The sequence below is a fragment of the Kitasatospora sp. NPDC094015 genome (genome assembly GCF_040304075.1).
Classification (GTDB): domain Bacteria; phylum Actinomycetota; class Actinomycetes; order Streptomycetales; family Streptomycetaceae; genus Kitasatospora.
In genome coordinates this window covers 56512-82971 of record NZ_JBEOUL010000015.1, presented here as the reverse complement: position 1 = coordinate 82971, position 26460 = coordinate 56512, and the positions used below count along the sequence as shown (strand labels likewise).

At 74.9% G+C, this 26460-nt stretch carries 24 protein-coding genes; 15 read left to right on the top strand and 9 right to left on the bottom strand.

The window, feature by feature from the left end; genetic code table 11:
• Positions 1–4 precede the first annotated feature (4 nt).
• Positions 5–1306 carry an MFS transporter gene (locus tag ABT014_RS19505; protein ID WP_350640225.1) on the bottom strand — a complete coding sequence of 434 codons (1302 nt, stop codon included), beginning with the start codon at positions 1304–1306 and terminating at the stop codon, positions 5–7.
• A gap of 389 nt (positions 1307–1695) precedes the next feature.
• Between ABT014_RS19505 and ABT014_RS19500 the strand changes: the two genes are divergently transcribed.
• Positions 1696–3159: an APC family permease gene (locus ABT014_RS19500; RefSeq protein WP_350640224.1), complete on the top strand. Its 1464-nt coding sequence runs from the start codon at positions 1696–1698 to the stop codon at positions 3157–3159.
• A gap of 131 nt (positions 3160–3290) precedes the next feature.
• Here ABT014_RS19500 and ABT014_RS19495 read toward each other — a convergent pair whose 3' ends face one another.
• The gene (locus ABT014_RS19495) at positions 3291–3824 is read right to left on the bottom strand and encodes a DUF4240 domain-containing protein (RefSeq protein WP_350640223.1); all 534 of its coding nucleotides are present in this window, start codon (positions 3822–3824) and stop codon (positions 3291–3293) included.
• A 207-nt stretch (positions 3825–4031) separates the two neighbouring features.
• Between ABT014_RS19495 and ABT014_RS19490 the strand changes: the two genes are divergently transcribed.
• Positions 4032–5870 (top strand): protein kinase domain-containing protein, encoded by a 1839-nt coding sequence (locus tag ABT014_RS19490; protein ID WP_350640222.1) that lies wholly within the window; start codon positions 4032–4034, stop codon positions 5868–5870.
• A gap of 40 nt (positions 5871–5910) precedes the next feature.
• Here ABT014_RS19490 and ABT014_RS19485 read toward each other — a convergent pair whose 3' ends face one another.
• Positions 5911–6681: a TetR/AcrR family transcriptional regulator gene (locus ABT014_RS19485; protein WP_350640221.1), complete on the bottom strand. Its 771-nt coding sequence runs from the start codon at positions 6679–6681 to the stop codon at positions 5911–5913.
• Between the two features lie 83 nt (positions 6682–6764).
• Positions 6765–8288, bottom strand: a complete 1524-nt coding sequence (locus tag ABT014_RS19480) for an MFS transporter (protein WP_350640220.1) — start codon at positions 8286–8288, stop codon at positions 6765–6767.
• Between the two features lie 169 nt (positions 8289–8457).
• Here ABT014_RS19480 and lepB point away from each other — a divergent pair, with 169 nt between their 5' ends.
• Positions 8458–9123: a signal peptidase I gene (lepB, locus tag ABT014_RS19475; protein ID WP_350640219.1), complete on the top strand. Its 666-nt coding sequence runs from the start codon at positions 8458–8460 to the stop codon at positions 9121–9123.
• 122 nt (positions 9124–9245) lie between these two features.
• Entirely contained in the window at positions 9246–10460 is a 1215-nt protein-coding gene (locus ABT014_RS19470) for a glycerophosphodiester phosphodiesterase (protein ID WP_350640218.1), read from the top strand.
• A 227-nt stretch (positions 10461–10687) separates the two neighbouring features.
• On the opposite strand, the gene ABT014_RS19465 is transcribed toward ABT014_RS19470, so the two are convergent.
• The 3 genes from ABT014_RS19465 to ABT014_RS19455 form a co-directional block, all read right to left on the bottom strand.
• Positions 10688–12799, bottom strand: coding sequence for a SpoIIE family protein phosphatase (locus tag ABT014_RS19465; RefSeq protein ID WP_350640217.1), 2112 nt, complete (start codon positions 12797–12799; stop codon positions 10688–10690).
• A gap of 147 nt (positions 12800–12946) precedes the next feature.
• The gene (locus ABT014_RS19460) at positions 12947–13150 is read right to left on the bottom strand and encodes a type II toxin-antitoxin system antitoxin (RefSeq protein WP_350640216.1); all 204 of its coding nucleotides are present in this window, start codon (positions 13148–13150) and stop codon (positions 12947–12949) included.
• A gap of 12 nt (positions 13151–13162) precedes the next feature.
• Entirely contained in the window at positions 13163–14065 is a 903-nt protein-coding gene (locus ABT014_RS19455; RefSeq protein WP_350640300.1) for an SPFH domain-containing protein, read from the bottom strand.
• A gap of 196 nt (positions 14066–14261) precedes the next feature.
• Here ABT014_RS19455 and ABT014_RS19450 point away from each other — a divergent pair, with 196 nt between their 5' ends.
• From ABT014_RS19450 to ABT014_RS19430, 5 genes are all read left to right on the top strand, one after another.
• The gene (locus ABT014_RS19450; RefSeq protein ID WP_350640214.1) at positions 14262–15185 is read left to right on the top strand and encodes a DMT family transporter; all 924 of its coding nucleotides are present in this window, start codon (positions 14262–14264) and stop codon (positions 15183–15185) included.
• Between the two features lie 63 nt (positions 15186–15248).
• Positions 15249–15872 (top strand): FxLYD domain-containing protein, encoded by a 624-nt coding sequence (locus ABT014_RS19445; RefSeq protein ID WP_350640213.1) that lies wholly within the window; start codon positions 15249–15251, stop codon positions 15870–15872.
• 401 nt (positions 15873–16273) lie between these two features.
• Positions 16274–17275 (top strand): sphingomyelin phosphodiesterase, encoded by a 1002-nt coding sequence (gene sph / locus ABT014_RS19440; protein WP_350640212.1) that lies wholly within the window; start codon positions 16274–16276, stop codon positions 17273–17275.
• Between the two features lie 116 nt (positions 17276–17391).
• Positions 17392–19698, top strand: coding sequence for a glycoside hydrolase family 65 protein (locus tag ABT014_RS19435; protein WP_350640211.1), 2307 nt, complete (start codon positions 17392–17394; stop codon positions 19696–19698).
• A 5-nt stretch (positions 19699–19703) separates the two neighbouring features.
• Positions 19704–21095: an NADP-dependent succinic semialdehyde dehydrogenase gene (locus tag ABT014_RS19430; protein WP_350640210.1), complete on the top strand. Its 1392-nt coding sequence runs from the start codon at positions 19704–19706 to the stop codon at positions 21093–21095.
• Between the two features lie 9 nt (positions 21096–21104).
• On the opposite strand, the gene ABT014_RS19425 is transcribed toward ABT014_RS19430, so the two are convergent.
• Positions 21105–21377 carry a hypothetical protein gene (locus tag ABT014_RS19425; protein ID WP_350640209.1) on the bottom strand — a complete coding sequence of 91 codons (273 nt, stop codon included), beginning with the start codon at positions 21375–21377 and terminating at the stop codon, positions 21105–21107.
• Positions 21378–21580: 203 nt separating this feature from the next.
• Here ABT014_RS19425 and ABT014_RS19420 point away from each other — a divergent pair, with 203 nt between their 5' ends.
• The 6 genes from ABT014_RS19420 to ABT014_RS19395 all read left to right on the top strand — a co-directional run bounded on the left by ABT014_RS19420 (position 21581) and on the right by ABT014_RS19395 (position 25697).
• Positions 21581–21877, top strand: coding sequence for a DUF6317 family protein (locus tag ABT014_RS19420; RefSeq protein ID WP_350640208.1), 297 nt, complete (start codon positions 21581–21583; stop codon positions 21875–21877).
• A complete protein-coding gene (locus ABT014_RS19415; RefSeq protein ID WP_350640207.1) occupies positions 21874–23172 on the top strand; it encodes a putative T7SS-secreted protein in 1299 nt (432 codons plus the stop codon). Before ABT014_RS19420 ends, ABT014_RS19415 begins: the two co-directional genes overlap by 4 nt.
• Complete coding sequence (locus ABT014_RS19410; RefSeq protein WP_350640206.1) at positions 23172–23864, top strand: hypothetical protein; 693 nt, start codon at positions 23172–23174, stop codon at positions 23862–23864. The genes ABT014_RS19415 and ABT014_RS19410 overlap by 1 nt, the downstream gene beginning before the upstream one ends.
• Positions 23861–24400 (top strand): hypothetical protein, encoded by a 540-nt coding sequence (locus ABT014_RS19405; protein WP_350640205.1) that lies wholly within the window; start codon positions 23861–23863, stop codon positions 24398–24400. Before ABT014_RS19410 ends, ABT014_RS19405 begins: the two co-directional genes overlap by 4 nt.
• Before the next feature lie 86 nt (positions 24401–24486).
• Positions 24487–25413 carry a non-homologous end-joining DNA ligase gene (gene ligD, locus ABT014_RS19400; protein WP_350640204.1) on the top strand — a complete coding sequence of 309 codons (927 nt, stop codon included), beginning with the start codon at positions 24487–24489 and terminating at the stop codon, positions 25411–25413.
• Positions 25414–25499: 86 nt separating this feature from the next.
• On the top strand, positions 25500–25697 hold the full coding sequence (locus ABT014_RS19395) for a YegP family protein (RefSeq protein WP_350640203.1): 198 nt from the start codon (positions 25500–25502) through the stop codon (positions 25695–25697).
• A gap of 247 nt (positions 25698–25944) precedes the next feature.
• On the opposite strand, the gene ABT014_RS19390 is transcribed toward ABT014_RS19395, so the two are convergent.
• Complete coding sequence (locus ABT014_RS19390) at positions 25945–26457, bottom strand: hypothetical protein (protein ID WP_350640202.1); 513 nt, start codon at positions 26455–26457, stop codon at positions 25945–25947.
• Between the last annotated feature and the right edge of the window lie 3 nt (positions 26458–26460).

Below are 26460 nucleotides of genomic sequence, written 5' to 3'. Positions count from 1 at the left end.
GCACTCAGGCCGGCAGGCCCGCCGCGACGGCCTCCGCCGTCCGGTCCGCCGCCACGGCCGCTCGTCCCGTCCGGAGCAACCGCGCGCAGCGGCGCTGCTGCACCACCGAGAGGCCCGCCACCGCCACCCCCAGCAGCACCCACCCGGCCGGGCCGGCCGCCATCACCACGCCGGTCAGCAGCGGCGGGCCGGCCGACTTCTGGATGGACTGGGACATCCCGGCCACGCCCAGGTACGAGGCACGGGCATCCTCGGGGGCGAGCAGCACCGCCAGCTCCCAGGAACTCACCGAGCGCATCAGCTCCGCCAGGGTGGCCAGCAGCGCGGCCAGCAGCAGGACGGCGCCGGCCGCCCAGCCGCCGGCCCACCCCGACAGCCACCCGGAGCCCGCCACCACCAGGCAGCACACCAGCATCACCGCGCCGTACACCCGCACCGCCCCGGCGGCCCGGCCGGGCCCCTCCGCCCGGGCCGAGACCCCCACCTGGAGCAGGACGACCAGCACGGTGTTGAGGATCAGGAAGGCCGGGACCAGCGCGGGCGGCGCCGAGGTGCGGTGGACCAGCCAGAGCGGGAGCGCGACACCGAGCACCGAGTCGTCGAGGTTCATCGGGATGTCCAGCAGCACGAAGGTGAGGTAGCCGCGATCGCGCCACGGGCTCGCCCGCCGGGGCGCCGGCCGCTCGCCGGCCTCCCCGGCTTCGGCAGCCGTCACCGCGGTCGAGGTCGCGGCCGGCTCGGTGGTCCGCCACACCAGCGCGGCGGCGGCGGCGAAGGACAGCGCGTCGCCGAGGATCATGACCCGGTAGGCGTCGTCGGAGGCGACCGCAAGGCCGATCGCCGCGATGCCCGCGCCGACGGCGTAGCCCGCGTTGGCCGCGCTGCGCGACAGCGCCTGGTACGCCGGACGCCGCTCGCCCGCCGTCCGGGTGGCGAACAGCATCTCCAGCGTCTTGGCCGCCCGGTCGCCCAGATAGGTGACCGCGACCACGGGCAGCAGCGCCTCGAAGCCGGTGCAGAACAGCAGCACCAGAAGCGTCAGCAGCCGCAGCAGGTGACAGGCGATCAGCAGCGGGCAGACCGGGAAGCGGACGGCCAGCCGCCCGGCCAGCGGCGAGCCGAGGATGCCCGCGACTCCGGCCGTGCCGAGCAGCAGGCCGATCTGTTCGGCGGTCAGGTGGGCCACGAAGGTGAGGTAGAGCACCGAGGCCGAGGCCCACAGCCCCGAGCCGGTGCGGTCCAGGGCCAGCGCGAGCAGCATGATCCGCGCGTTCCGCCCGCCGGGCGGGCTCCGCACCTGCGCCACCAGCCCCGATCCGCCGTCCGACCGCCGCCTGCCCCGCCCGCCCCGCACCATCGCCTACCCCCGCAACTATCTTGACATCAAGAGATCAGGGGAAGCCTGCCCGCAGACTATCTCGATGTCAAGATACTTGATGTCGACAGAACTCCGGCGACCGAGTGCCTGCCGGGCCGGCGCGGCTGCACAGTGTCAAAGGCGACACACGACGCTTGTCATGATGATCGATTGTGGTGACGCGCCGCAGGCCGGAGACTCCTAGGACTCCGCCGGGCCAGTTGGCGGGGGCGCTCCCGGGAGCGGTTCGACCACCCGGCCGGATCGGACCAGGCGCCGCGCGGCCGGCCCGGGTGCTCGGGGTGCCACGATCCCCGCCGACCCCCTCCGAGGTGACCATGACCGCCGTTCCGGTGGCCCCTGCCCCGAACCGCCTGCCCGCGCCCAAGCGGGTACGGATGATGCCGCTGGTCGCACTGATCTTCTTCAGCGTCTCCGGTGGCGCGTACGGCATCGAGGAGCTGTTCTCGACCTCCGGGCCCGGCATGGCGATCCTGCTGATCATGGTGACACCGCTGATCTACAGCGTGCCGCACGCCTTGGTGGTGGCCGAGCTCGGGACCGCGATCCCGGAGGAGGGCGGCTACTACCACTGGGTCAAGCGCGGGCTGGGCAAGTTCTGGGGCTTCCAGCAGGGCCTGCTGCAGTGGATCTGCAGCTTCGTCGACATGGCCGTCTACCCGGTGCTGTTCACCAGCTACCTGCAGAGCCTGGTGGGCGCGGTCGCCCCCGGCGAGCACGTGCTCTTCCGGCTCGGGAACCTGCAGTTCGACCTGAACTGGTTCATCTGTCTCGCGGTCATCGTGGTGTTCACCCTGCTCAACCTGCTCGGGGCCGGCTGGGTCGGCGAGTCCTCGGTGGTCTTCGCGGTGGTCTGCCTGCTCCCGATGCTGATCCTCTCGGTGATCGGCATCGCCCACCTGGTGGGCGACGGGATCAACCCGGTCGGCTCGCTGACCACCGGCGCCGACCAGTCGACCTGGAACGCCTTCGGCGCGGGCCTGTTCATCGTGATGTGGAACTACTGCGGCTGGGACAGCGTGTCCAACGTGGCCGGCGAGATGGAGAACCCGCGCCGGCACCTGCCCCGGGCGCTCGCGGTGTCGATCGTGCTGATCATGGTGGGCTACCTGCTGCCGACCATCGCCTCGCTGGCGACCGGCGCGGACGGCGACGCGGGCTGGCAGAACTGGGAGGCGGGCTCGTTCTCCGCGGTCGCCGAGCAACTGGCCGGGCCCTGGCTCCAGGTCACCGTCACCGTGGGCGGCATGTTCGCCGCCGTGGCCATGTTCTCGGCGCTGCTGGCCTCCAACTCCCGGCTGCCGGTGGTCCTCGCCAAGGACGGCTACTTCCCGGGCTGGCTCGCCAAGGAGAGCCCGCGCTACCGGGTGCCGATCGCCTCCGTGGTGGGCTCCTCGGTGATCTACGCGGTGTTCTGCCTGAGCAGCTTCACCAACCTGGTGATCTTCGACGTCTTCCTCACCAACATCGGCATCCTGCTGGAGGTCGCCGCGCTGATCGCCCTGCGGATCAAGGAGCCGAGCCTGGAGCGCCCGTACCGGATCCCCGGCGGCTGGTGGAGCATCGGCGCGATCGTGCTCAGCCTGCTGGGCGTCTGCGCCTGGGCCGCCTGGCAGCAGTACGTGGAGAGCGGCACCCAGGCCGTGACGTACGGCCTGGTGGTGATCGGCGGATCGTTCCTGCTCTACCCGCTGCTGGCCCGCCGGGCCCGGCGGGTCCGGGACCGCGCGGCGCAGCAGCCCGCCCCGGTGGCCGCCGACCTCACGTCCACCGCCTCCTGACCGGCCGCACTTGATGGCCCGCACCTGACCGACCCCGCTCGACCCACCGACCGACGCCGGTGCCCGCGACCCCCACCGCGGGTACCGGCGTCCTGCTGTCGGCTCCCGGGTGACGCGGACGCCGCCGGGGCTCAGCCGTACAGGCCGGCGAGCCGGGGCAGCAGGGCGGCCAGCTGGGCGTCGTCGTCGAAGTCCAGCGCCCCGGACGGCTCGGGCTCCGGGCGCTCGGCCGTGCCGGCGTCGTCCGGCAGCTCGGCGCCGGTCGCCGCGAGGTGCGCGTCCCAGGCGATCGCGAGGGTGGCCTCGCACTCCAGCACCTCCTCCTCGGCGGCGGCCTCCCGGACGGCGGGCAGCTGCGCCAGCGTGTCCGGCTCCCGCAGCGCCTGTTCGAAGGTCTCCCGGCCCTGGAGGATCAGCCAGCCGCGGAAGTAGTCGAAGCCGTCGTCCGAGCAGCCGCCGTTGATCAGGTACGCGGCCGCCCACAGCGGGTCCAGGTAGGAGTCGGCCATCAGCTCCCAGAGCACCCGGTCGGCGGCGGCTATCTCCTCCCGCGGCCGGGCCGCGAGCAGCTCGGCGGCGCGCTCGGCCACCGCCTCGTCGTCGGCGCGGTCCGGCACGCTGTCGCGGGCCTGCTCGATCAACTGCCAGAACTCGTCCCTGTCCATGCCGCAGAGCATGCCGTCCGGCACTGACAATCCGGCGGGCGCCGGGACCGCACGGCGACCGGTCCGCGTGGACCCGTCCGAAGGGCCGGGAACGCCGAGCTGACGGGGGCTCAGGCGGGAGGCGCCTCGGCGGACCGGCACCGGACCCCCTCTGGCAGACTGGGCGATGATCGCCCGTTGGGTCGGGCATGACAAGGGGGCAGGGGCATGAGGGGTCGGGGGACCGTGCTCGGGGGGCGTTACACGCTGACCGAGCGGATCGGCGGCGGCGGCATGGGCGCCGTCTGGCGCGCCGACGACGAGGTGCTGGCGAGACCGGTCGCGGTCAAGATCCTGCACCCGGCGCTGCTGGAGGACACCACCTTCGCCAAGCGGTTCCGGCGCGAGGCCCAGCTGCTCGCAGCGCTCCGCCACCCCGGCATCGTCGACGTCCACGACTACGGCGAGAGCGCCGGCGACGAGGAGGACGGCGAGGGCCCGATCGCCTACCTGGTGATGGAGTTGATCGACGGCCGGCCGCTGCACGAGGTGCTCGCGGAGAGCGGGCCGATGCCACCGGAGCGGGCGCTCGACCTGCTCGCCAAGGCCCTGGACGCGCTGGACGCCGCGCACCGGCGCGACATCGTGCACCGCGACCTCAAGCCGTCCAACCTGATGGTCCGCGCCGACGACCAGGTGACGGTGACCGACTTCGGCATCGCGCGCGCCCTGGCCAGCACGAAGATCACCGCCTCCCACTCGGTGCTCGGCACCGCCCTCTACATGGCCCCGGAACAGGCCGAGGGCGCGGCCACCACACCCGCCTCCGACCTGTACTCGATCGGCGTGGTCTGCTACGAACTGCTCACCGGGCAGCCGCCGTTCACCGGCGAGAGCGTGCTGGAGGTGGCGCTCAAGCACATCCGCGACCCCGCGCCGGAGCTCCCGGAGGAGTTCCCGCCGGCGGTCCGTGCGTTCGTGGCCACCGCGCTGGCCAAGGAGCCGGCCGGCCGCCTCCCCGACGCGGCCACCATGGCGGCCGCCGCCCGGGCCGCGATCGGCGCCGGGCCCGCACCGGTGCTGCCCGCCGCCCCGGCGGCACCGCCCGCGGCACCGGCTCCGGCTCCGGCCGCACCGGAGGCGGAGACCCGACCGGCCCCGCGCCGCGGGCGGCGGGCGCTGCTGGTGCCCGTGATCATCCCCGTGGTGATCACGGTGGGCACCGGTACGGCGCTGCTGGTCGACCACACTCCGTTCTGGGCCGAGGCGAAGTCCGCGGACACCCGGCAGTCCGCCCCGGCCACCCCGTCGGGCGGCGGCACCGCCCCGCCGCCGTCCGGGGCGGCCTCGACCGCCGCCCTCGATGCCGCCGCCACCCCGGGAGGCGCGACCCCGGCGCCCGGCGCGAGCGCACCCGCGGACGGCGCGGCGGGCGGCGCCGCGGGCGGAGCAACGGCCGGCGGCGGGGCCGCCGGTGGCGGTGCGGCTGCCGCCGGCGGTGCGGGCGCAGGCGGCGCCGTGGCGGGCGGTGCGGGCGGCGGCGCGGCCGGGGGCGGCCAGGGCAGCGGCACCCAGCACGGCGGCGCCACCACGCCCGCCACCAACCCGCCCGCCCCGCCGGCCGGCACGCCCGCGCCCGGTACGCCGGCGCAGACGCCGAGCAAGGCGCAGGGCTGCGGCGGCACCGGCTGGGGCGCGATCGTCAACGTGGGCGACGGCCTCAGGCTGGGCCTGGCGAACGACAACCTCTCGGGCGGCAACGCGGCGGTGATGGGCGGGGCGACCGCCTACGGCTGGGTGCACACGGTGCCGAGCAGCTGGCACCACCTCAACGCGTGCAACCTCGGCTCCCCCGAGCTGGTCCAGGAGCAGGACGGCAGCGTCGACCTCTCCAACGGCTTCAGCTTCCTGAACAACTGGAAGATCGAGCGGGCCACCACCCCGGGCGCGTACACCCTCGCGGACTACATGGGGTACACCTGCCTGACCGACCGGGGCGCGGGCAACCGGGTCACCATGACCACCTGCACGCCCGGGAACAAGGCCCAGGAGTGGAAGATCCCCTGAGGCCGCGCCGGGCCGCACCGACCCCGACCGCCCCGCCGGCTCAGCGCGGGTCGTGCGGGTCGTGCGGGTCGTGCGGGGCCCGGACGAAGGCGTCGAGGCCGGCCAGCGCCATGTCGAGGCCCAGCTCGAACTGCCGGTCGCGGCCGGCCGCGACGCCGCCCTCGACCTCGGCCCGCAGCCAGGGGGCGTCCTCCAGGTAACGGGCCTCGGACCGCGCGACGATGCCGTGGACGTCGCGGTGCAGCTCGTCCTCGGTCCGGCCGGAGTCGTGGACCCGCTGCATCCACTGCGCCTCGGCCAGGGCGAAGCCGTACGCGTACTGGATGACCAGCCCGAGCCCCGCGCCCAGGGCGTCGCCGGACAGTCCGCTGCGGGAGACCGCGGCGACCGCGCTGGTGGAGAAGAACACGGCGTTCGGGCCGAGCGCCAGGAAGCGCCCCGCCAGCTGCGCGGCCCACGGGTGCCGCTGGAAGCAGCGCCGGTACTCGGCCGCCATGGTGCGCAGGTGCGCCCGCCAGTCGTCGCCTTCCCCCAGCGGCGGGACGACCATCTCGCCGAAGGCCTCGTCGAGCGCCAGCTCCAGCAGGTCGTCCTTGTTGTCGACGTACCAGTAGACCGACATCGGGGTGACGTCCAGCTCGCCCGCGAGCCTGCGCATCGAGAACGCCGGTACGCCGTCGGCGTCGAGCAGAGCGACGGCCGCGCGCACGATCCGGTCCCGGCTGAGCCCGGTGGGTGCGCTGCCCCGGCGGCGGGCCTTGGGCGGGGCCACCCAGATGCTGACGCCGGGGTCGCGGGGCTGCTCGGGCATGGTCCGGTCCTTCGGTGATCGCTGCACGGCCACCGGCGGGCGGCCGTGCAGCGATCGTAGAGGGAGCGATCGTGCAGCGGAGGTCAGCCCTGCTGGGCGACCGGCTCGACCGGATCGACCGGCGCGGGCGCCACCGGCGGCCGCTGCGCCGCCCGGCCCAGCAGCCAGGCGGCGACCAGGCCGCCGAGCAGCACCGCGGCGGCGCCGATCAGCTGGCCTCCCGTCAGGCTGTCCGCGAAGGCGGACCGGACCTCCCCGGCGGCCGCGGGACCGGCGGCGGCCAGCGCGTCCGGGAGCGAGCGGGCGGCCGACTCCGGCAGGCCGTCCGGCAACGATCCGGCGAAGCCGGCGGTGAGCACCGCGCCGAGCACCGCGACGCCGAGCGAGTTGCCGAGCTCGCCGAGGGTGCCCATCAACCCGGAACCGATCCCGGCCTTCTCCGGGGGGATCGAGCTCATCACCGCGCCCGCCATCGCGGGTTGGGCACAGGCCACGCCCGCGCCCATCAGCACCAGGCCGAGCAGGATGCCGGCATAGGAGCCGCCGTGGCCGAACTCGGCGATCGCGGCCAGACCCGCCGCCAGCAGGGCCAGTCCGGCGCCGACCGCGGCCGGCGGGCTGAGCCGGGAGGTGAGCCGGATGCCCGCGCCGGTGAGGTTGAGCGCGACCACGGTGAGCGCCATCGGGGCGGTGCGCAGCCCGGCGGCGAGCGGGGCGTAGCCGAGCACGAACTGCAGGTGCTGGGTGAGCAGGAAGAGCGAGCCGCCCATCCCGAAGCTGACCAGCACGCCGCCGGAGACGGCGCCGCGGAACCGCGCGTCGCGGAAGAATGCCAGGTCCAGCAGCGGGTGTTCGATCCGGCGCTCCCAGAGACCGAAGGCCAGCAGGAAGAGCAGGCCGAGACCGCCGGCGAGCAGCGTGTGCGGCGCGGTCCAGCCGCTGCCGGGGCCCTGGATCACCGCGTACACCAGGCCGACCAGACCGGCCGTGGACAGCGCGGCGCCGAGCAGGTCGGGGCGCTCGCCCCGGGGGTCCTTGGACTCCGGCACCAGCCGGGCGACGGCGACCAGGCCGAGCGCGGCGACCGGGAGGTTCACCAGGAAGACGGCGCCCCACCAGAAGTGGGCGAGCAGCAGGCCGCCGATCACCGGCCCGAGCGCCACCCCGAGCGAGGCCACGGCGGCCCAGGCGGCGATGGCCTTGGGCTGCTCGTCCTGCTCGAAGGTGCGCACCACGATGGCCAGGCTGGTGGCCAGCAGCAGGCTGCCGCCGACCCCCATGCCGGCCCGGGCGGCGATCAGCCGGCCGGGGTCGGTGGCGAGCGCCGCCGCGAGCGAGCCCAGCCCGAACAGCGCGAGTCCGAGCAGTTGCACCTTCTTGCGGCCGTAGCGGTCGGCGAGGCCGCCGGCCGCGATCAGCAGGCCCGCCTGGGCCAGCGAGTAGGCGCCGATCGCCCACTGGGTCTGCGCGGTGGTAGCGCCGAGGCCCTCGGTCAGCGACGGCACGGCGACGTTGAGGATGGTGTTGTCGAGCACCACCACCAGCTGGGCGAGGCAGATCACGGCGAGGATCAGCCACCGGTCCGGTCGGCGTTCGGGCTGGGTCACGCCCGCCCCCCTTTTCTTCTACGGTGTACAAGTCTTGTACACCGTAGAAGAAACGGTCGGGCCCGCGCCACCGTCTTTCCTCGGGGCACCTCCGCACCCACGCCTTCCGGCGGGTCCGTACGATGTGCCCGGTCCGGCCGCACGGCCGGCGCTACCAGGGCGGGGTGCGATGGAACAGGCAGTGACGGGTGGCCGGCGGGTCGGGACGTGGGTGGCGATCGGGGTGATCGCGGTGGGCGCCCTGCTGGCGATCGGCTCGGTGCTCAGCGTGTTCTCCCATTACCAGATCCAGCGGGTGGGCAGCGAGTCGATGGCGCCCACCCTGCACCAGGGCGACCTGCTCTTCCTTCGGACGGTGGACCCCGGCAAGGTCGGGCGCGGCGACATCGTGCTGTTCACCCCGCCCGAGGACCTCGGCCCCGGCCCGTTCGTCCAGCGGGTGGTGGGGGTCGGCGGCGACGAGCTGTCCAGCGACCCGACGGGCCACCTGGTACGGGGCGGCGCTCCGGTCGCGGAGCCGTACGCCACCGCCGCGGACCCGGGCAAGCGGGTGGCGGACGTGAAGGTCCCGGAGGGCCGGCTGTTCGTGATGGGCGACAACCGGCCGAATGCGCTGGACTCCCGGTTCTACGACAACGGGCAGCAGGGCACCGTCGCCGCGTACGAGGTGACCAGCCGACTGGCCTGGAGCCCTGGGGTGTTCGGGTCGGCCCCGGCCCCGTTCGTCGCGCTCGGCGCCGGACTCCTGGTCGCCACCGCCGGCACGGTGGCCCTGCTGGCCACCGTGCTGATCCGGCCCCGCCGCCGCACCGCGGCCGTTCTGCAGCCCGCCTGACGGATTGTCATGCATTCGGCACCGGTTGGTGACCGCGTCGCCCGCGGTTCACCGCCCGGAGGGGCCGAACGCCCTAGGGTGCGGGTCGGAATGCGCCGGCCCGCCACCAGGGAGTGCTGCACATGACGAACCGTCCGACCGGGGAGAACTCCTCCCGCCGCTCGTTCCTGCGCACCACCGGGGCCGTCGGCCTCGGCGTGGCCGCGCTCGGCGCCGCCGGGGTGCCGGAGGCCGCCGCCGACGACCTCGCGGCCGGGCAGCCGGCCACCGGCACCCGCCCGCCGGTCCGCACCGGGACGGGCCTCGACCGGCTGCCGCACCCGCTGGTGATCGGCCACCGCGGCGCCAGCGGCTACCGCCCCGAACACACCCTCGGCTCGTACGAGTTGGCGCTGGAGCTGGGCGCCGACGTGATCGAGCAGGACCTGGTGCCGACCAAGGACGGCCAGCTGGTGGTCCGGCACGAGAACAACATCGCCGAGACCACCGACGTCGCCGACCACCCCGAGTTCGCCGGCCGCCGGACCACGAAGACCGTGGACGGCGTGACGCTGACCGGCTGGTTCACCGAGGACTTCACCCTCGCCGAGCTGCGCACCCTGCGCGCCAAGGAGCGACTGCCGCAGCAGCGCCAGCGCAACACCCTGTACGACGGCCGGTGGCCGATCCCGACCTTCCGCGAGGTCACCGAGTTCGCCGCCCGCCGCGCCCGCACCCTCGGCCGCGAGGTGTGGCTGTACGTCGAGACCAAGCACCCCAGCTACTTCCGCTCGATCGGCCTCCCGCTGGAGGAGCGGCTGGCGGACGAGCTGCGCCGGGCCGGCCTGGCGGGCCGTCAGGGCCGGGCGATCATGCAGTCCTTCGAGCCCAGCAGCCTCCAGCGGCTCGCGAAGCTGGTCGGCAACCCCCGGGTCCAGCTGCTCGGCGCGGCCACCACCCAGCCGTACGACTTCGTGCTGGCGGGCGACCCGCGCACGGTCGCCGACCTGGTGAAGCCGGACGGGCTGCGCTGGCTGGCCGGGTTCTCGCACGGCATCGGGCCGACCACCGAGCTGATCGCGCCGACCGACCCGGCCACCGGCCGGCTCACCACGCCGACCACCCTGGTCGCCGACGCCCACCGGGCCGGCCTGGTGCTGCACCCGTACACCGTCCGCAACGAGAACGGCTTCCTGCCCGCCGACTTCCGCCGGGGCACCGACCCGGCGGCGTACGGGGACGCGATCGGCTGGGCGAAGCGGCTCTACGAGCTGGGCGTGGACGGCTTCTTCACCGACAACAGCGACACCACCGTGCTGGCGCGCGGTGACTTCTGGGCGTCGCACGGGGTGGGCTGACGCCCCGCCGGGGCCCTCGAACCGTTACGGATCGGGGCCCCGGTGTCCCTCGAACCGGTGGCTCCTAGGGGCTGCGCGCATGCGAACGGCGGGGCGGTGGAAGAGGTCGCGCAGACGACGACCGGCCGACCACGGGAGTGCGCATGACCACCGACGAGCTGATCGTGATCCCCGTCGACCGGGGCCCCGCCCACCGGCCCGGCGACCGCGGGCCGACCGGCGGCGGCTCAGCCGGCCGGCCCGACCGCGCGGGCGGCGAGCACGGTGACGTCGTCGGAGTGCCTGCGGTGCCGCAGTCTGCCCATCAGGCGGTCGCAAAGCTCGGGCAGCGGCACCTCGGCCAGGCCCGCGGACAGCTCCAGCAGCGAGGCCAGCCCCTCGTCGATGTGCTCGGCCCGGTTCTCGACCAGCCCGTCGGTGTACAGCACCAGCGTCTCCCCCGGGAGCAGCCGGGCGGTCAAGGTCCGGTACACCCCGCCGCCGACCCCGAGCGGCACCCCCGGCTCCACGGCGAGCAGCTCGGGGCTCCGGCCGGGGCCCAGCAGCACGGGCGGCGGGTGCCCGGCGTCGGCCATCCGGAGTTCACCGGTGGCCGGGTCGAAGATCCCGAACAGCGAGGTGGCGATCTGCGGGCCGATCTCCTCGGCGATCCGGTCGAGGTGGTGCAGCAGCCGGGCCGGCGGCAGGCCGAGCCCGGCCAGGGTGTAGCCGGCGGTCCGGAGCCGTCCCATGGTGGTGGCGGCCTCGATACCGCTGCCCATCACGTCGCCGACCGCCAGGCCGGTCCGGCCGCCCGGCAGCGCGATCACGTCGAACCAGTCCCCGCCGACCTCGTCCGCCTGGTCGGCCGGCTGGTAGCGGTAGGCGATCTCCAGGCCGGGCCGGGTGGCGCCGGGGCTGGGCAGCAGGCCGCGCTGGAGGGTGGCTGCCGTGTTGCGGGCACGCTGGTACCAGCGGGCGTTGTCGATGGCCACCGCCGCCCGGGCGGCCAGCTCGATCGCCAGCAGGACGTCGTCCTCCTCGATCGGATCGGGGTTGCCCGCCCGCTTGAGGTCGAGCACGCCGAGCACCTCACCCCGGGCGATCAGCGGCACCGCGAGGTAGGAGTGCACCCCGGCCTCGGCGAGCAGCGCCGACGCCTCCGAGCTGCGGGCGATCCGGTCCAGGTCGCCCGGGCCGACGGTGCGCAGGTGGACCGGCCGGCCCGTCCGGGCGCACCTGGTCACCAGGCGGTCCTCGCCGTACTCGGCGGCCTCGCCGGGCGGGTCGGCGGCCTCGGTGGCCGGCCCCGGGTGGTCGGCGGCGACGGCGAGCGCGCGGAAGCAGGTGCCTCCCGTGGTGCTCTCCGAGCGGCGGTGGCCGGGCAGCAGCGCGTCGATCACGTCCACCGCCGCGATGTCGGCGACCTCCGGGACGCACAGCTGGGCCAGCTCCTCGGCCGTCCGGGCCAGGTCGAGGGTGGTCCCGATGTGCAGCGAGGCGTCCGCGACCAGGGCGAGCCGGCGGCGGCCGCGCTCCAGCTCCTGGTGCTCGCGGTGGCGGTCGGTGACCTCCACGGCCGAGGCCGCCAGCCCGAGCACGGTGCCCTGGGCGTCGTCCAGCCGGTAGAAGGAGACCGACCAGGCGCGGGCCTGGCGGCCGTCGGAGCGCGCGGGCGCGGTGCCGGTGCGGTCCAGCACGGGCTGCCCGGTGGCGAGCACCTCGGCCGCGGCGGCGAGGAACTCCGCGCGGTCCAGGAAGGGCAGCGCGTCGGCGCCGCTGCGGCCGACGAACCGGGCGGCCGGGGCCCCGCTGACGGCGGCGAGCGCCGGATTGACGGCCACGCAGCGCAGCTCGGTGTCCATCACCGCGAGGCCGACCGGGGTCTGCGAGACCAGCCGGCCGGACAGCGCCAGGTCCCGCTCCAGCCGGACGGCGGCGGCCCGGTCGGAGACCAGCCCGAGGGCGTAGGGGCGGCCCAGCGCGTCGTGCAGGCGCATCGCGCGCACCTCCACGAGGGTGCTGCCACCGTCCTTGCGCCGGACCGGGAAGCCGCCCTCCCAGTGGCCGGCGCCCTGCATGACCACCTCGAACAGGCGCCGCACCTCGGCGGCGTCGGACTCGGCCGCGAGCAGCCGCAGCACGCTGCGGCCCAGCACCTCCGGCGCGGCGTACCCGAACAGCTGCTCGGCCTGCGGGCTCCACAGGGCGATCCGGCCCCGGGCGTCGAGCACCACGGCGGCCACCCCGAGGTCGTCGAGGACCGGGAGCGGGCGTCGGGCGGGGGCGCCGGAGGTCCGGAGCTTGGGTTGCGGGTGCGGGGCGGGCCGCGATCGCGGCCGTGGTCGGGCAGGCTTCATCGGCGCCCCTCTCCTCGGCAGGCTCCGGTACGCCCTTACCCCGCTCGCCCCTGGTCAACCGGGACCGCCGCGCGGGAGCGGCGGGGCCGGTCGGTCCGGGAGGGCGAGCGGGGTCGGTGGGCCACGGTCTCCCGGGGCCCGCGGCGGCTACTCCTCGGCCTTCGGGGGCCGGCCCCGGGCCGGGATGCGGGGCACGCCGCCCGGCATCCGGCCGCCCTCCGCCAGCGCCCGCCGGAGCAGGAACTCGATCTGGGCGTTGGTGCTCCGCAGCTCGTCGGCGGCCCAGCGGGCCAGGGCGTCGTGGACGGCCGGATCCAGCCGCAGCAGGATCTTCTTGCGTTCCGTCGCCACCTGGCTCCTCCCCTACTGGTACAGCGAACCGGTGTTGACCACGGGCTGGGTGCCGCGGTCGCCGCAGAGCACCACGAGCAGGTTGCTCACCATCGCGGCCTTGCGCTCCTCGTCCAGCTCGACCACATTCTCCTCGGCGAGGCGCTCCAGGGCGAGGTTCACCATGCCGACCGCGCCCTCCACGATCAGCCGGCGGGCCGCCACCACCGCGCCGGCCTGCTGGCGCTGGAGCATCACCTGCGCCACCTCGGGCGCGTACGCGAGCCGGGTGATCCGCGACTCGACCACCCGGACGCCGGCCGAGGCGACCCGGGCGTCGATCTCGGCGGAGAGGGTGCGGGTGATCTCCTCGGCGCTGTCGCGCAGCGACATCTGCCCCTCGGCGTGGGCGTCGTACGGGTAGCTGTTGGCGATGTGCCGCACCGCGGTCTCGGTCTGGATGGCGACGAACTCGACGTAGTCGTCCACCTCGTAGACGGCCTTGGCGGTGTCCTCGACCTGCCAGACCACCACGGCGGCGATCTGGATCGGGTTGCCGTCGGCGTCGTTGACCTTGGCGGTCTCGGTCTCGTGGTTGCGGATCCGGGTGGAGATCAGCCGGCGGCTGGTGAACGGGTTCAGCCAGGTCAGCCCGTCGGCGCGGACGGTGCCGCGGTAGCGGCCGAGCAGCTGGACCACCCGGGCCTGCCCGGGGGCGACGGCGGTCAGGCCGCAGCAGAGCACCAGCCCGGTCACCAGGACCAGCGGGCCGAGCACGATCATGGTGATCCCGGCGCCGGACCCGCCGTTCGCCTGCGTGACGATGCCCGCGACCAGCAGCACGATGCCGGCGAGGACGGTGAGCAGGCACAGCGCGAGCATGGGCAGCCCGGCGGCTCCGGTGATCACCCGTTCGGTGACCTTGGGGGCGGGCATCTCGACGGCGAAGCCCTCGACGGGGACGGGGTCGGCGGTGGGAACGGCCACGGTGGGCACTCCTTCGGCGGGTACGGCATGAAGTAATCATAGTGATATCACTTAATGGCCCGGCCGTCGAGATGTCGGCCCGGGCTGCGGGCCGCAGGATGGGGAGGGTGTCGGCCGTCCGCGCCGGCCGACCGAGGAGGGGCCCGTGCACACACCCCTCGCCGTGCTGTTCGCACTGCTGACCACCGTCAGCAACGCGCTGGCCACGGTGCTCCAGCGCAAGGCCGCCCAGCGGGTGCCGGTCAGCGGCGGCCTGGGCCGGGGCCTGATGTCCGCCCTGGTCCGCCAGCGGGTCTGGCTGGGCGGCATGGCCGCGGTCGGCGCCGCGGCCTGCTTCCAGGCGCTGGCACTGGCGAACGGGGCACTGTCGGTGGTGCAGCCGGTGTTCGTGCTGGAGCTGCCGATCGCGCTCCTGCTGGCCGGCGCGATCCTGCACCGGCGGCTGGCGGCGGACGTGTGGCGGGCGGCCGCCGGCGTCACGGTCGGCCTCGGCGTGGCCCTGTGGGCCGCCGCCCCCACCCCCGGGGACGCCCAGGCGCCGATGGGCCGCTGGCTGATCGGGCTCGCCTGCGGCCTCGGCGCCGCCGCGGTGCTCACCGCCACCGCCGTGCGCCGCGCCCCCGGAGCGGCCCGGGCGGCCTGCCTGGCCCTGGCCGCCGCGCTCTGCTACGCGCTGACCGCGGCGCTGCTGAAGTCCGCCGCCCAGACCTGGCAGACGGACGGCCTGGCCGCGTTCTTCTCGGTCTGGCAGACCTACGGCTTCGCCCTGGTCGGCGTGGTGGCCCTGTTCCTGCTGGAGAACGCACTCCAGTCCGGGCCGCTGACCTTCTCCCAGCCGGCGCTCACCCTCGGGGACGCCTGCACCAGCGTGGCGCTCGGGGCGCTGCTGTTCGAGGAGAAGCTGCGCGGCGGCTGGTGGCTGCTGCCGGAGGCGGCCGGGGTGGCGCTGATCCTGCTCGGCATCGTGCTGCTCAGCCGTTCCAGCGCGGCCCGGACCTTGATCACGCCGGCCCCGCCGGAGCCGGCCCCTGGACCCGGTCGGGCCACTCCCGATCGCGGCGCGCGCTGACCGGGTGTGACTGTAGGGGGACGAGGCAGGGGACGGCTCTGCTCTGGACCTCCGGGTGGATTCGTGGACAGAAAGTACGTGGGAGCACCCGCCGGCCCGCTCGGCGGCCGGCGCCGGACGCTGGGCGCGCTGGCACTGCTGCTGGCCGGGCTCGGGGTGGTCGTGGCCTGCAGCTCCTCCGGCGGATCGAGCAGCTCCTCGCCCGGCCCGTCCTCCTTCTCGCCCAACCCCTCCGCGTTCTCCTCGGGGGCCTCGGCGCTCGGCTCGCTGGCCTCCTCCGCCAAGGCCTCGGTCAGCTCGGCCGCCGCCTCGCTCTCCGCCGCCGCCTCCTCGTTCGCCGCCTCGGTCTCCGCCCAGGCCGGGGAGAACCGGGCGGGGGCGCAGTCGGCGCTCGCCACCGTCACCGGGAGCGGGAACGTCACCTCCGGGATCACCATCACCGGCCTGCCCAAGGCCACCACGGGTGGCCTGAACGCGGCCCTGGTCACCATCGTCAACAACACCTCCGGCACCGCCAACTACGCGATCCGGGTCAACTTCTCGGACGCCTCCGGCACGGTGGTGGACAGCACCGTGGTGAACCGGCAGAACGTCGCGGCCGGCGCCACCGCCACGGTGACCGCCTTCAGCACCCAGTCCCCCGACCAGGCGCTGGTCCCCACCGTCGCCCAGGCGCAGAGCTACTGACCCGCGTACCGAGAACGACGCCCGCCCCGGGCCGCCCCGCGAGGTGACGAACCTCCGGACCGGCCCTGGCGCGAGCCTCCGTGGCCCCGGCAGACTCCGACCGGGAACCGAGGAGGCATGCACATGCGGAAGAGCGGGACGAGCACCGGGCAGCGACCCGCGACGGCCTGGCCGGTGGTCCTCTGGCTGGCCGCGGGCCTGGTGCTGGACGGCCTGCTGCTGGTCTGGCGCTAGGCGCGCCCGAAAGCCCCGCCACTGTGAGAACTACTGTCTGGTAGCTCTGTTCCGGCCGAGTTCACCTGATGCTCGACCGGTGTCTTGAAGGACGTGGATCGCCACGAGTTGACTGAACAACACCTCGTCGCGTGACGAACCATCGACAAGACACCAGCGGAGCATCGATGCCCCTGCCCACGAGCCGTCGCACCCCCCGTCTGGCCGCCGCGGTCTGCACCGCGGCCGCGCTGCTGACCCCGCTCGCCGCCGCCCCGGCGTCCGCGGCCACCGCCGCCGAGAGCGCCCCGCTGACCGCGCCGCCGCTCGACGTGCTGACGTACAACGTCTTCCTGATGAGCAAGAACCTCTACCCGAACTGGGGCCAGGACCTGCGCGCCCAGGCGATCGCCGGGGCGGACTTCTTCCAGGGCCACGACGTGGTGGTGCTCCAGGAGGACTTCGACAACGCGGCCTCCGACGCGCTCGCCGCCAAGGCCGCGGCGGCCTACCCGTACCAGACCCCGGTGGTCGGCCGGTCGAAGAGCGGCTGGGACGCCACCAGCGGCAGCTACAGCTCCACCACCCCCGAGGACGGCGGGGTGACGCTGCTCAGCAAGTGGCCGATCCTGCGCAAGGAGCAGTACGTGTTCAAGGACGCGTGCGGCGCGGACTGGTGGTCCAACAAGGGCTTCGTGTACGCCGTGCTGAACGTCAACGGCCTGCGCACCCACGTGATCGGCACCCACCTGCAGTCCACCGACTCGGGCTGCTCCAGCGGCCAGCCCGCCACCGTCCGGGCCGCCCAGCTGAACGCGATGCGCGCCTTCGTCGACGCCAAGCAGATCCCGGCGAACGAGCCGATCGTGCTGGCCGGCGACCTCAACATCAACTCGCACGACTCCGAGTACCCGGCGCTGCTGGCCAACGGCAACCTGGCGCCCGCCACCCAGCGGACCGGCTGGACCAACTCCTTCGACACGGTCGACAACTCGATCGCCGCCTACCGCTACCCCGGTGAGCCCAAGGAGGACCTGGACTACGTGCTGTACCGGGCCGACCACGCCCGCCCGCAGCAGTACACCAACCAGGTGCACCGCTTCCACAGCGCGCCGTGGACGGTCAGCAGCTGGGGCACCAGCTACACGTACAACGACCTCTCCGACCACTACCCGGTGATCGCCGGCTGACCCGGCCCACCCGGCAGCACCGGCCCCGGGCGGCGCGTCCTGCGGGCGCCCGGGGCCGATCCGGGGGAGGGTGGTGCCATGGCCTGTCCGGCGACCAGCACGGGAGGTGCCGCGGCGTGATCGACCACCGCGCGTACCCCGTGGATCCCTGGTGCCTGCGCGAGACCGCGCTGGACCTCGACGTGCTCGCCCAGAGCGAGTCGCTGTTCGCGCTCTCCAACGGCCACCTCGGCTGGCGCGGCACCCTGGACGAGGGCGAACCGGCCGGCCTGCCGGGCAGCTACCTGAACGGCGTCTTCGAGCTGGCCCCCGGCGGCGACGCGGAGCCGGCCAGGCGGGTGGCGGACGTCCCGGACGGCCGGCTGGTCCGGCTGATGGTCGACGACGAGCCCTTCGACCTGCGCTACGGACGGCTGCACCGCCACCACCGCACGCTCGACCTGCGCACCGGCGTGCTGGCCCGCGCGGTCGAATGGAGCTCCCCCTCCGGCCGCACCGTACGGATCGCCTCCTCCCGGCTGGTCTCGCTCAGCCAGCGCGCGATCGGCGCGCTCACCTACCGGGTGGAGCCGCTGGACGGCCCGGCCCGGATCGTCCTGCAGTCCGAGCTGCTCGCCGCCTCGCCCGCGCTGGAGCCGGAGACCGCGCAGGCCGCCGGCACCCGGCTGCACCTGATGCACCGCACCCGCCGCAGCGGCCAGCGGATCGGCGTCGCCGCCGAGCACACCGTGGCCGGGCCCCAGGGCACGGCCACCGCCGTGGAGTCCGGCCCCGAGCTCGCCCGGCTGACCGTGACCGCCTCGCTGCGCGCCGGCCAGACCCTGGGGCTGGAGAAGCTGGTCGCGCACGGCTGGTCGGCGGTGCGCTCGCGGCCCGCGGTGCGCAGCCAGCTGGACGCCGCCCTGGCCCGCGCCACGGCCACCGGCTGGGCCGGCCTGGCGGCGGAGCAGCGGGAGGTACTGGCCGCGTTCTGGAGCCGGGCCGACGTGGAGCTGGAGGGGGACGCGGAGATCCAGCAGGCGGTCCGGTTCGCGCTGTTCCAGCTCCACCAGGCGGCCGCCCGGGCCGAGCAGCGGGCGGTCGCGGCCAAGGGGCTGACCGGCCCGGGGCACGACGGGCACTGCTTCTGGGACACCGAGACGCACGTGCTGCCGGTGCTCACCTACACCGCGCCCCAGCTGGTCGCGCAGGCGCTGCGCTGGCGGCACAGCACCCTGCCGGCGGCCCGGCGGCGGGCCCGGGCGCTGGGGCTGGAGGGCGCCGCGTTCCCCGCCCGGACCATCGACGGCGAGGAGTGCTCGGCCGGTCCGCCGGCGGGCGCCGCCGCCTTCCACGTCAACGCGGGGATCGCGGACGCGCTGGCGCACTACACCGCGGCCACCGACGACCTGGTGCTGGACCGCGAGGCCGGTCTCGAACTGCTCGTGCACACCGCCCGGTTGTGGCGCTCGCTGGGCCACCACGACCCGGCCGGCACCTTCCACCTGGACGGCGTCAGCGGGCCGGACGAGTACAGCGGGGGCGCGGACGACAACCTGTACACCAACCTGATGGCGCAGCAGAACCTGCGGGCCGCCGCCGACGCCGCCGAGCGCAACGCCGACCTCGCGGTGGCGCTCGGGGTCAGCGACGAGGAGACCGCGGCCTGGCGGGACGCCGCCCTGCACCTGGCGGTGCCGTTCGACGAGCGGCTCGGCGTGCACGAGCAGTCGGCCGGCTTCACCCGCCACCAGGTCTGGGACTTCGCCGCCACCGGGCCGGGCGAGTACCCGCTGCTGCGCCACCACCCGGCGTTCCAGCTCCGGCGCCGGCAGGTGGTGCAGCAGCCGGACCTGGTGCTCGCGCTGTACCGGCGCGGGGAGGCGTTCGGGCCGGAGCAGAAGGCCCGGGACTTCGCGTACTACGAGGCGCTGACCGTCCGGGACTCGCCGGTCGCGGCCGGGGTGCAGGCCGTGCTGGCGGCGGAGACCGGGCACCTGGAGCTGGCGTACGACTACCTGTCCGAGACCGCGCTGCTGGACCTCGACGGCACCGTGCACGACCTGCGGGACGGGCTGCAGCTGGCGGCGCTGGCCGGGGTGTGGCTGGCGCTGGTGGCGGGTTTCGGTGGGCTGCGGCACCACGGCGACACCCTGGCGTTCGCGCCGCGGCTGCCCGCGCGGCTGGCCCGGCTGGCGTTCACCGTGCAGTTCCAGCGGCGGGTGCTGCGGGTCGAGACCGGCCCCACCGAGGCCTGCTACCGCCTGCTGGAGGGCGCCGAGATGCAGCTGTGGCACCACGGCGAGCCGCTCACCGTCTCCCCCGACCAGCCCGCCCGGCGGCCGGTGCCGCCGCTGCCGGAGCGCCCCGCCCCGACTCAGCCGGCCGGCCGCCGGCCCCGCCACCGGCGCCGGTCCGAGGACCGCGCCAGCACCGAGGAGTGACGCCCATGCCCATCGCCACCGTCGACCCGGCCACCGGCGAGACCCTGGAGACCTTCGAGCCGCTGGACGGCGCGGCCGTCGAGGCGCGGCTGGCCCGCGCCGAGGCCACCTTCGCGCAGTACCGGACCACCTCCTTCGCCGAGCGGGCGGCGCTGCTGCACCGGGCCGCCGACCTGCTGGACCAGGACCAGGACGCGATCGCCCGGACGATGACCACCGAGATGGGCAAGCCGATCGCCGCCGCCCGCGCGGAGGCGGCCAAGTGCGCCAAGGCGATGCGCTGGTACGCGGACCGGGCGCCCGGCCTGCTGGCGGACGAGCACCCCGACCCGGCCGACGTGGCGGACGCCGGCGCGTCGGCCGCCTACGTGCGCTACCGGCCGCTGGGCGTGGTGCTGGCGGTGATGCCGTGGAACTTCCCGCTCTGGCAGGTGGTCAGGTTCGCCGCGCCGGCCCTGATGGCGGGCAACGTCGGGCTGCTGAAGCACGCCTCGAACGTGCCGCGGACCGCGCTGTACCTGGAGGAGCTGTTCGCCCGCGCGGGTTTCCCGGCGGGCTGCTTCCAGACGCTGCTGATCGCCTCGGGCGCGGTCGAGGCGGTGGTCCGCGACCCCCGGGTGGCGGCGGTGACGCTGACCGGCAGCGAGGGCGCGGGCCGGGCGGTGGCGGCGGCGGCCGGGGACGAGGTGAAGAAGACCGTCCTGGAACTCGGCGGCAGCGACCCGTTCCTGGTGATGCCGTCGGCGGACCTGGCCCAGGCCGTCCGGTGGGCGGTCACCGCCCGGGTGCAGAACAACGGCCAGTCGTGCATCGCGGCCAAGCGCTTCATCGTGCACACCCGGGTCTACGACGAGTTCGCGGCCGCCTTCACCGACCGGATGCGGGCGCTGAAGGTGGGTGACCCGAAGGAGGAGGCGACCGAGGTCGGGCCGCTGGCCACCGACCAGGGGCGGGCCGACCTGGAGGAGCTGGTGCAGGACGCGGTGGACCGCGGGGCCGTGGTGGAGTGCGGCGGCGGGCGGCCGGAGGGCCTGGACCACGGCTGGTACTACCGGCCGACCGTGCTGAGCGGGGTGACGCCGCAGATGCGGATCCACCACGAGGAGGCGTTCGGCCCGGTCGCCACGCTCTACCGGGCCGGCAGCCTGGACGAGGCGATCGCGGTCGCCAACGACACCCCGTTCGGGCTGAGCTCGAACGTGTGGACCGGTGACCCGGACGAGCGCGAGCGCTGCGTCAGGGACATCCAGGCAGGTGGGGTGTTCTTCAACGGCATGACCGCCTCGCACCCGGCCCTGCCGTTCGGCGGTGTCCGGCGCTCCGGCTACGGCCGGGAGCTGTCCGCGCACGGCATCAGGGAGTTCTGCAACATCACCACCGTGTGGCTGGCACGCTGAGCGACGGGTTCAGGCTGGCCGCTGCTGCTTCCCCAGCCGGGGGTGGCCGACCAGCCAGCCGGCCGTCAGCACCACCGTGATCAGCCAGATCAGGCTCAGCACGGCCAGGGCCACCGGGTTGTCCAGCTGGACCACGACGGCCGTGGTGCCGATCGCCAGGGCCAGCCAGAAGACCACGGCCAGCACCGGCGTGTGGCGCAGCGCGGTGGTGAACCGCTGTACCGGTCCCGGCCGCTTGTGGGCCGGGCCCCGGGACCTCCGGGTGCTCTCCGCAACTGCCATCGCGCCCACCTCCAGGACGTCCGGTCCGCCCCCTTGACCACCATAGGTCCGGCCGGGTGAAGCGGCGTGCCGAGCGGCGCCCGCCCCGGTGGGCGTTCCGGTTGTGAGGATCCGGTGCATTCCTCCGGGAGCGGGCGGGGAGCGGCCGGGGCGGGCCCGTAGCTTGGCCTGATCCGCTCGGGACACACGGGGAAGGTGCGGTCATGGGGGACTATTTCCGGGTCGAGGTACAGGACCTGGACCGGCTGCTGCAGCAGCTGAAGCAGAGTCAGGAGGACCTGCGGTCGGCGCTGAACGCGATGCGTGACACCGGGCCGAAGACCACCGGCAGCAAGACGCTCGACCACGCCTGCGACGAGTTCCACGACAGCTGGGACGACGCGATCAAGAAGATCGCGGACGGCACGGCGCAGCTGGAGGACCGGCTGACCGAGACCCGCAAGGGCTACGCCGAGACCGAAGAGGCGATCCGCTGCGCGTTCTCGGGGGCGGCGGCATGAGCGGCGACGCGGACTTCCCCGCGCTGGGCTTCGACCCTGCGCCGGGTCGGGTCGACAGCGTGGCGCAGCTGGTCTCCCGGCTGACCTCGACCGCGACCTCGCTGGAGAGCGCGCACCGCACCCTGGTCTCGGTCGGACAGGGCGGTGCCAGCTGGCAGGGTGACGCGGCCAAGGCCTTCGCGGGCAAGGTCGGCGAGCTGCCGAAGATCATGCAGGACAGCGTGGAGGCGGTCCGCTCCGCGGCCGGCCAGCTGGACGGCTGGAGCCGCCAGCTCAGCGGCTACCAGGACACCGCCAAGCGGTACGAGGCGGCCGCCCAGGACGCCAAGCAGCGACTGGAGACCGCCGAGTCGCGCAAGAACGAGGCGACCACCCGCTACAACCAGGCCGCCGAGGACCCGGCCTTCCAGCTGGCCGGGCGGTTCTTCACCGACGACCGGGAACTGGCCGACGCCCAGTCGAGGATCACCGCCGCCTCCCAGCAGCTGGACCGGGCGAACGGCGCGCTGGAGAGTGCCGCGCAGGAGTTCTCGCAGATCCAGGACGAGCTCGAGGACATCGTCAAGCAGGCCAAGGAGCTCCTGGCGCACCACCAGGACGACGCCGAGCAGGCCGCCAAGGCCCTGCGCAAGGCCAACCACGGGGCGCCGCACACCAGCATGTGGAGCAAGATCGGCGACGGCTTCAAGAAGGTCGGCAACTCCATCAAGGAGTGGGCCACCAAGCACGCCGACGTGCTGAAGAAGGTCGGCGACATCGCGGGCGCGGCCTCCGCCGTGCTGGGCATCGCGGCGCTGGCCACCATGTGGTGCCCGCCGCTGTCCGCCGCCCTCGGGGCCGGCGCGGCCGGCGCCTCGGTGGTCGCCCTGGGCGCCCACGGCCTGGCCAAGCTCGGTGGTGCCAATGTCAGTTGGACCACCATCGCACTGGACGGGGTGGGCGCGCTGCCGTTCGTGGGCACCGCCGTCAAGGGCGTCAAGGGGGTCGGCATGGGGGTGAAGGCGATCGCCGCCGAGCGCTCGATCGCGGCCGGCGGCGCGCGGCTGGCCGAGGCGGGCAACGCGATCACCAAGGCCGCCGAGGGCGGGACGCTGATGCACAAGTTCGGCATCGGCCCGCTGCTCACCAAGACCCCGCTGAGCAAGCTGCCCGGCGTCGCCGACAGCCTGGACGCGGCCGGGAAGCTCAGCCCGCAGTCCTGGTGGTCGCGCGGCATCCAGATCGGCATCAAGGGCACCGGCCTGGGCATCAACGCGCCCAAGCTGTACCACGAGTTCGTCCCCGGAGCCGCGTGATGACCACCGCCGAGCAGACCGTGCCCGAGGCCGCCGCGGACGACATCCGGTGGGAGGTGCCGGTCTTCTTCCACTCGCTGGGCGTCGCGCTCCCCGAGCCGGAGCGGGCCGCGCACCTGGCCGAGATCTCCGCCGAGATCTGGTCCGGCGGCACCCCCTTCCAGCGCGAGACGGTGGCCGGCTGGTACGGGGAGATCGCCGCCGACGCCGCCGAGGACGGCGCGGTCTACGCCGGCCTCAGCCTGCTGGGCACCGAGGACGACCGGATCACCGCCGCGACCCTGGTGATCCTGGCCGAGGAGGCCGACACCTCGGACCCGGAGGTGGCCGCCGCCGCGCTGGTGGAACTGCTCTCGCTGGACCCGGCGCACGAGGTGATCCGCACCGACATCGCCTGCGGGCCGGCGGTGCTGGTGGTCTCCGGCATGGTGCTGGACCTGACCGCGCAGGCCGGCGAGGACGGGGCCGCCGCGCTGGAACTGGCCCAGGCCGAGGTGTACATCCCCGTACCGGGCGCCGACACGCTGGTGGTGTTCCGGCTCAGCACGCCCTCGCTGCCCGAGTTCCCGGAGTACGTCACCATCCTGGCCCGGATGGCGGACACCGTCAGCTACCGGCCCCCGGGCGCGCAGGCGCCCGCGGCCGAGGTCGCCCTGCCCCAGCAGGCGAGGATCACGGAGGCCTTCGGGTGAGCACGCCCAGCACCACCGGTACGCCGTACGAGCCGCCGCCCGCCGGGGCGGCGGCGGGCCCGCTGCCCCCGCGGTCGGCGGTCGGCCTGGCGCTCCAGTTCTGGCTGCAGTGGCTCTGGCTGGTGCCGTGGGGCGTGCTGGTCGCGGTCTACTTCCTCGGCGCGCTGCTCGGCGCCGGCGGGGACTCGGTCGGCCCGAACATCGTCCGCTCCACCCTCACCCCGCGCCGCTACCGGCTGGAGCGGCACGGCGGCCCGCAGGAGTGGGAGGCCTTCGCCGCGGCCGAGTTGGAGCGGGTGGCCGCTCCGGCACTGGCCCGGGAGCGCGAGCACCGGGCCGCCAACGCGGCCGGGCGCAGCCGGTACAAGCACCCGGAGACCGATCCGCAGGTGCGGCTGCGCAGCCGCAGCTACCGGGGCATCGGCGCCGCGGGGCTGGCCGCCGTCGCCGCCCGGCAGGGCTGGCAGGTCGACTGGGCGAGGACCAGGCCGGCCGCGGAGGTCCGGCTGGTCCACCGGGGGCCCTTGGGCGGCTGACCGGGTTGTCCGCCCGGCCGTCCGGGTACGGCTCCCGGGTGCAGACCGCTCCCACCCCGTCGACCCCACCGGCCCCACCGGTCCCGATGCTGGCCACCGCAAGCACCCGGCGCGAGTTCGACGACGGCTGGCTGCTGGAGCGCAAGCTGGACGGCATCCGGGCGCTGGCCCGGCGGGACGCCTCCGGGGTGCGGCTGTACTCGCGCACCGGCAAGCCGCTGGAGGAGAGCTACCCGGAGCTGGTGGCGGCGCTGGCGGCGCAGCCGGTGGGCGAGTTCACCGTGGACGGCGAGATCGTCGCGCTGGAGGGCGGGGCCACCAGCTTCGCCCGGCTGCAGCAGCGGATGCAGCTGCGGGACGCGCGGGCGGCGGCCGGTGCCGGGGTGCCGGTCACCTACTTCCTGTTCGACCTGCTGGCGCTGCTCGGGCACGACACCACCGGGCTGGCGCTGACCGACCGCAAGGAGCTGCTGCGGGAGTCGATCGTCTACGGCGACCCGCTGCGCTTCACCGAGCACCTGCGCGCGGACGGCCCGGCCCCGCTCGCCGAGGCCTGCGCCCGGGGCTGGGAGGGGCTGATCGCCAAGCGGGCCGGCGGCCGGTACCTGCCGCGCCGCTCGGGCGACTGGCTGAAGCTGAAGTGCGAGCAGGGGCAGGAGTTCGTGGTCGGCGGCTTCACCGACCCGGCGGGCAGCCGGATCGGCTTCGGCGCGCTGCTGCTCGGTTACCACGAGCAGGGGCGGCTGCGGTACGCGGGAAAGGTCGGCACCGGCTTCGACACCCGGACCCTGACCGCCCTGCACGAGGTGCTCGGCGGGCTGGAGCGGCCGGACAGCCCGTTCGGTGAGCCGGTGCCCGAGCGCCGCCCGCACTGGGTGGTGCCCCGGCTGGTGGCGCAGGTGGGCTTCACCGAGTGGACCAGGGACGGCCGGCTGCGGCAGCCGCGCTTCCTCGGCCTGCGCCAGGACCGCCCGGCGGCCGAGGTGGTCCGGGAGCGGCCCGCCCCGGCGTGACCCGTCCGCCGGTGTCCGGGTGCGGGGGCGGGCGACGGCGCCTAGGTTGCCGCTGGGGGGCGGTCCTACGAGAGGTGGAGACGTCCATGGCAGGGAAGTTCGAGATCTACCAGGATTCCGCGGGCAACCACAGGTTCCGGCTCAAGGCGGCCAACGGTGCGGTCGTGGTGACCGGCGAGCCGGAGGAGTCGCCGGAGAAGTGCATGAAGAGCATCGAGTCGATCCGGAAGCTGGCGCCGTACGCGCAGGTCCAGGAGGTCCCGGAGGTTCAGGCGCGGTCCTGAGCACCCTGAGCGTCCCGGCCGGGCCGGCCACCCTCCGCGGTGGCCGGCCCGACCGCGTGCCGGAGCCGCTCCGGTGGCGGGCGCGGGTCGTGCGGGTGCATGGGATCTCCGCGAAAGCCTCACAGGTGGTACCTGTCGGCCCGGTCGGCGCCGTGCGTAGGGTCCATGACAGATCTCGCGAGGGTCGCGAGCGACACCACCCGAGGCGATACCGGAAAGCTCACATGGACCAGGGCACACCGCTCAACTACTGCGTACCGTGCCGCCGGCACCTGAACGGCGCGTACTCCTGCCCCGGCTGCGGGGCGCCCGCGAGCGCCTCCGTGCCGCAGCCGGCCACCGCGCCGGCCAGCGCACCCCGGCCGGCCGGGCGGGCCCGCCGGCGGACCGGGCGCGGGCGCCGGCTGGTGCTGGTCACGGCGGCCGGTCTGGTGATCGGCGGCGCCGGGGTGGTCGCGCTGGCCGCTCCGCAGGACGGCGGCGCCCCCCGGCCGGCGGGCGCGCCGGTCGAGGAGCATCCGGTGCAGTCCATGCCGAGCCCGACACCGGCTCCGGCGAGCAGCGCGCCGCCCTCCTCCGCGGCGCCGAAGCCCAGCCGCAGCGTCCGTACCGGCGCGGCGAGTTCGGCGCCCGCCTCGGCCGCGCCGTCGACCGGCCGCCCGGCGACGCCGAGCACCGGGCCGAGCGCGCCGACCTCCGCCGCGCCGACCGGGCAGCCGTCCACCGGCGGGCCCTCGCCCTCCGCCTCGCCGAGCTGCAAGCC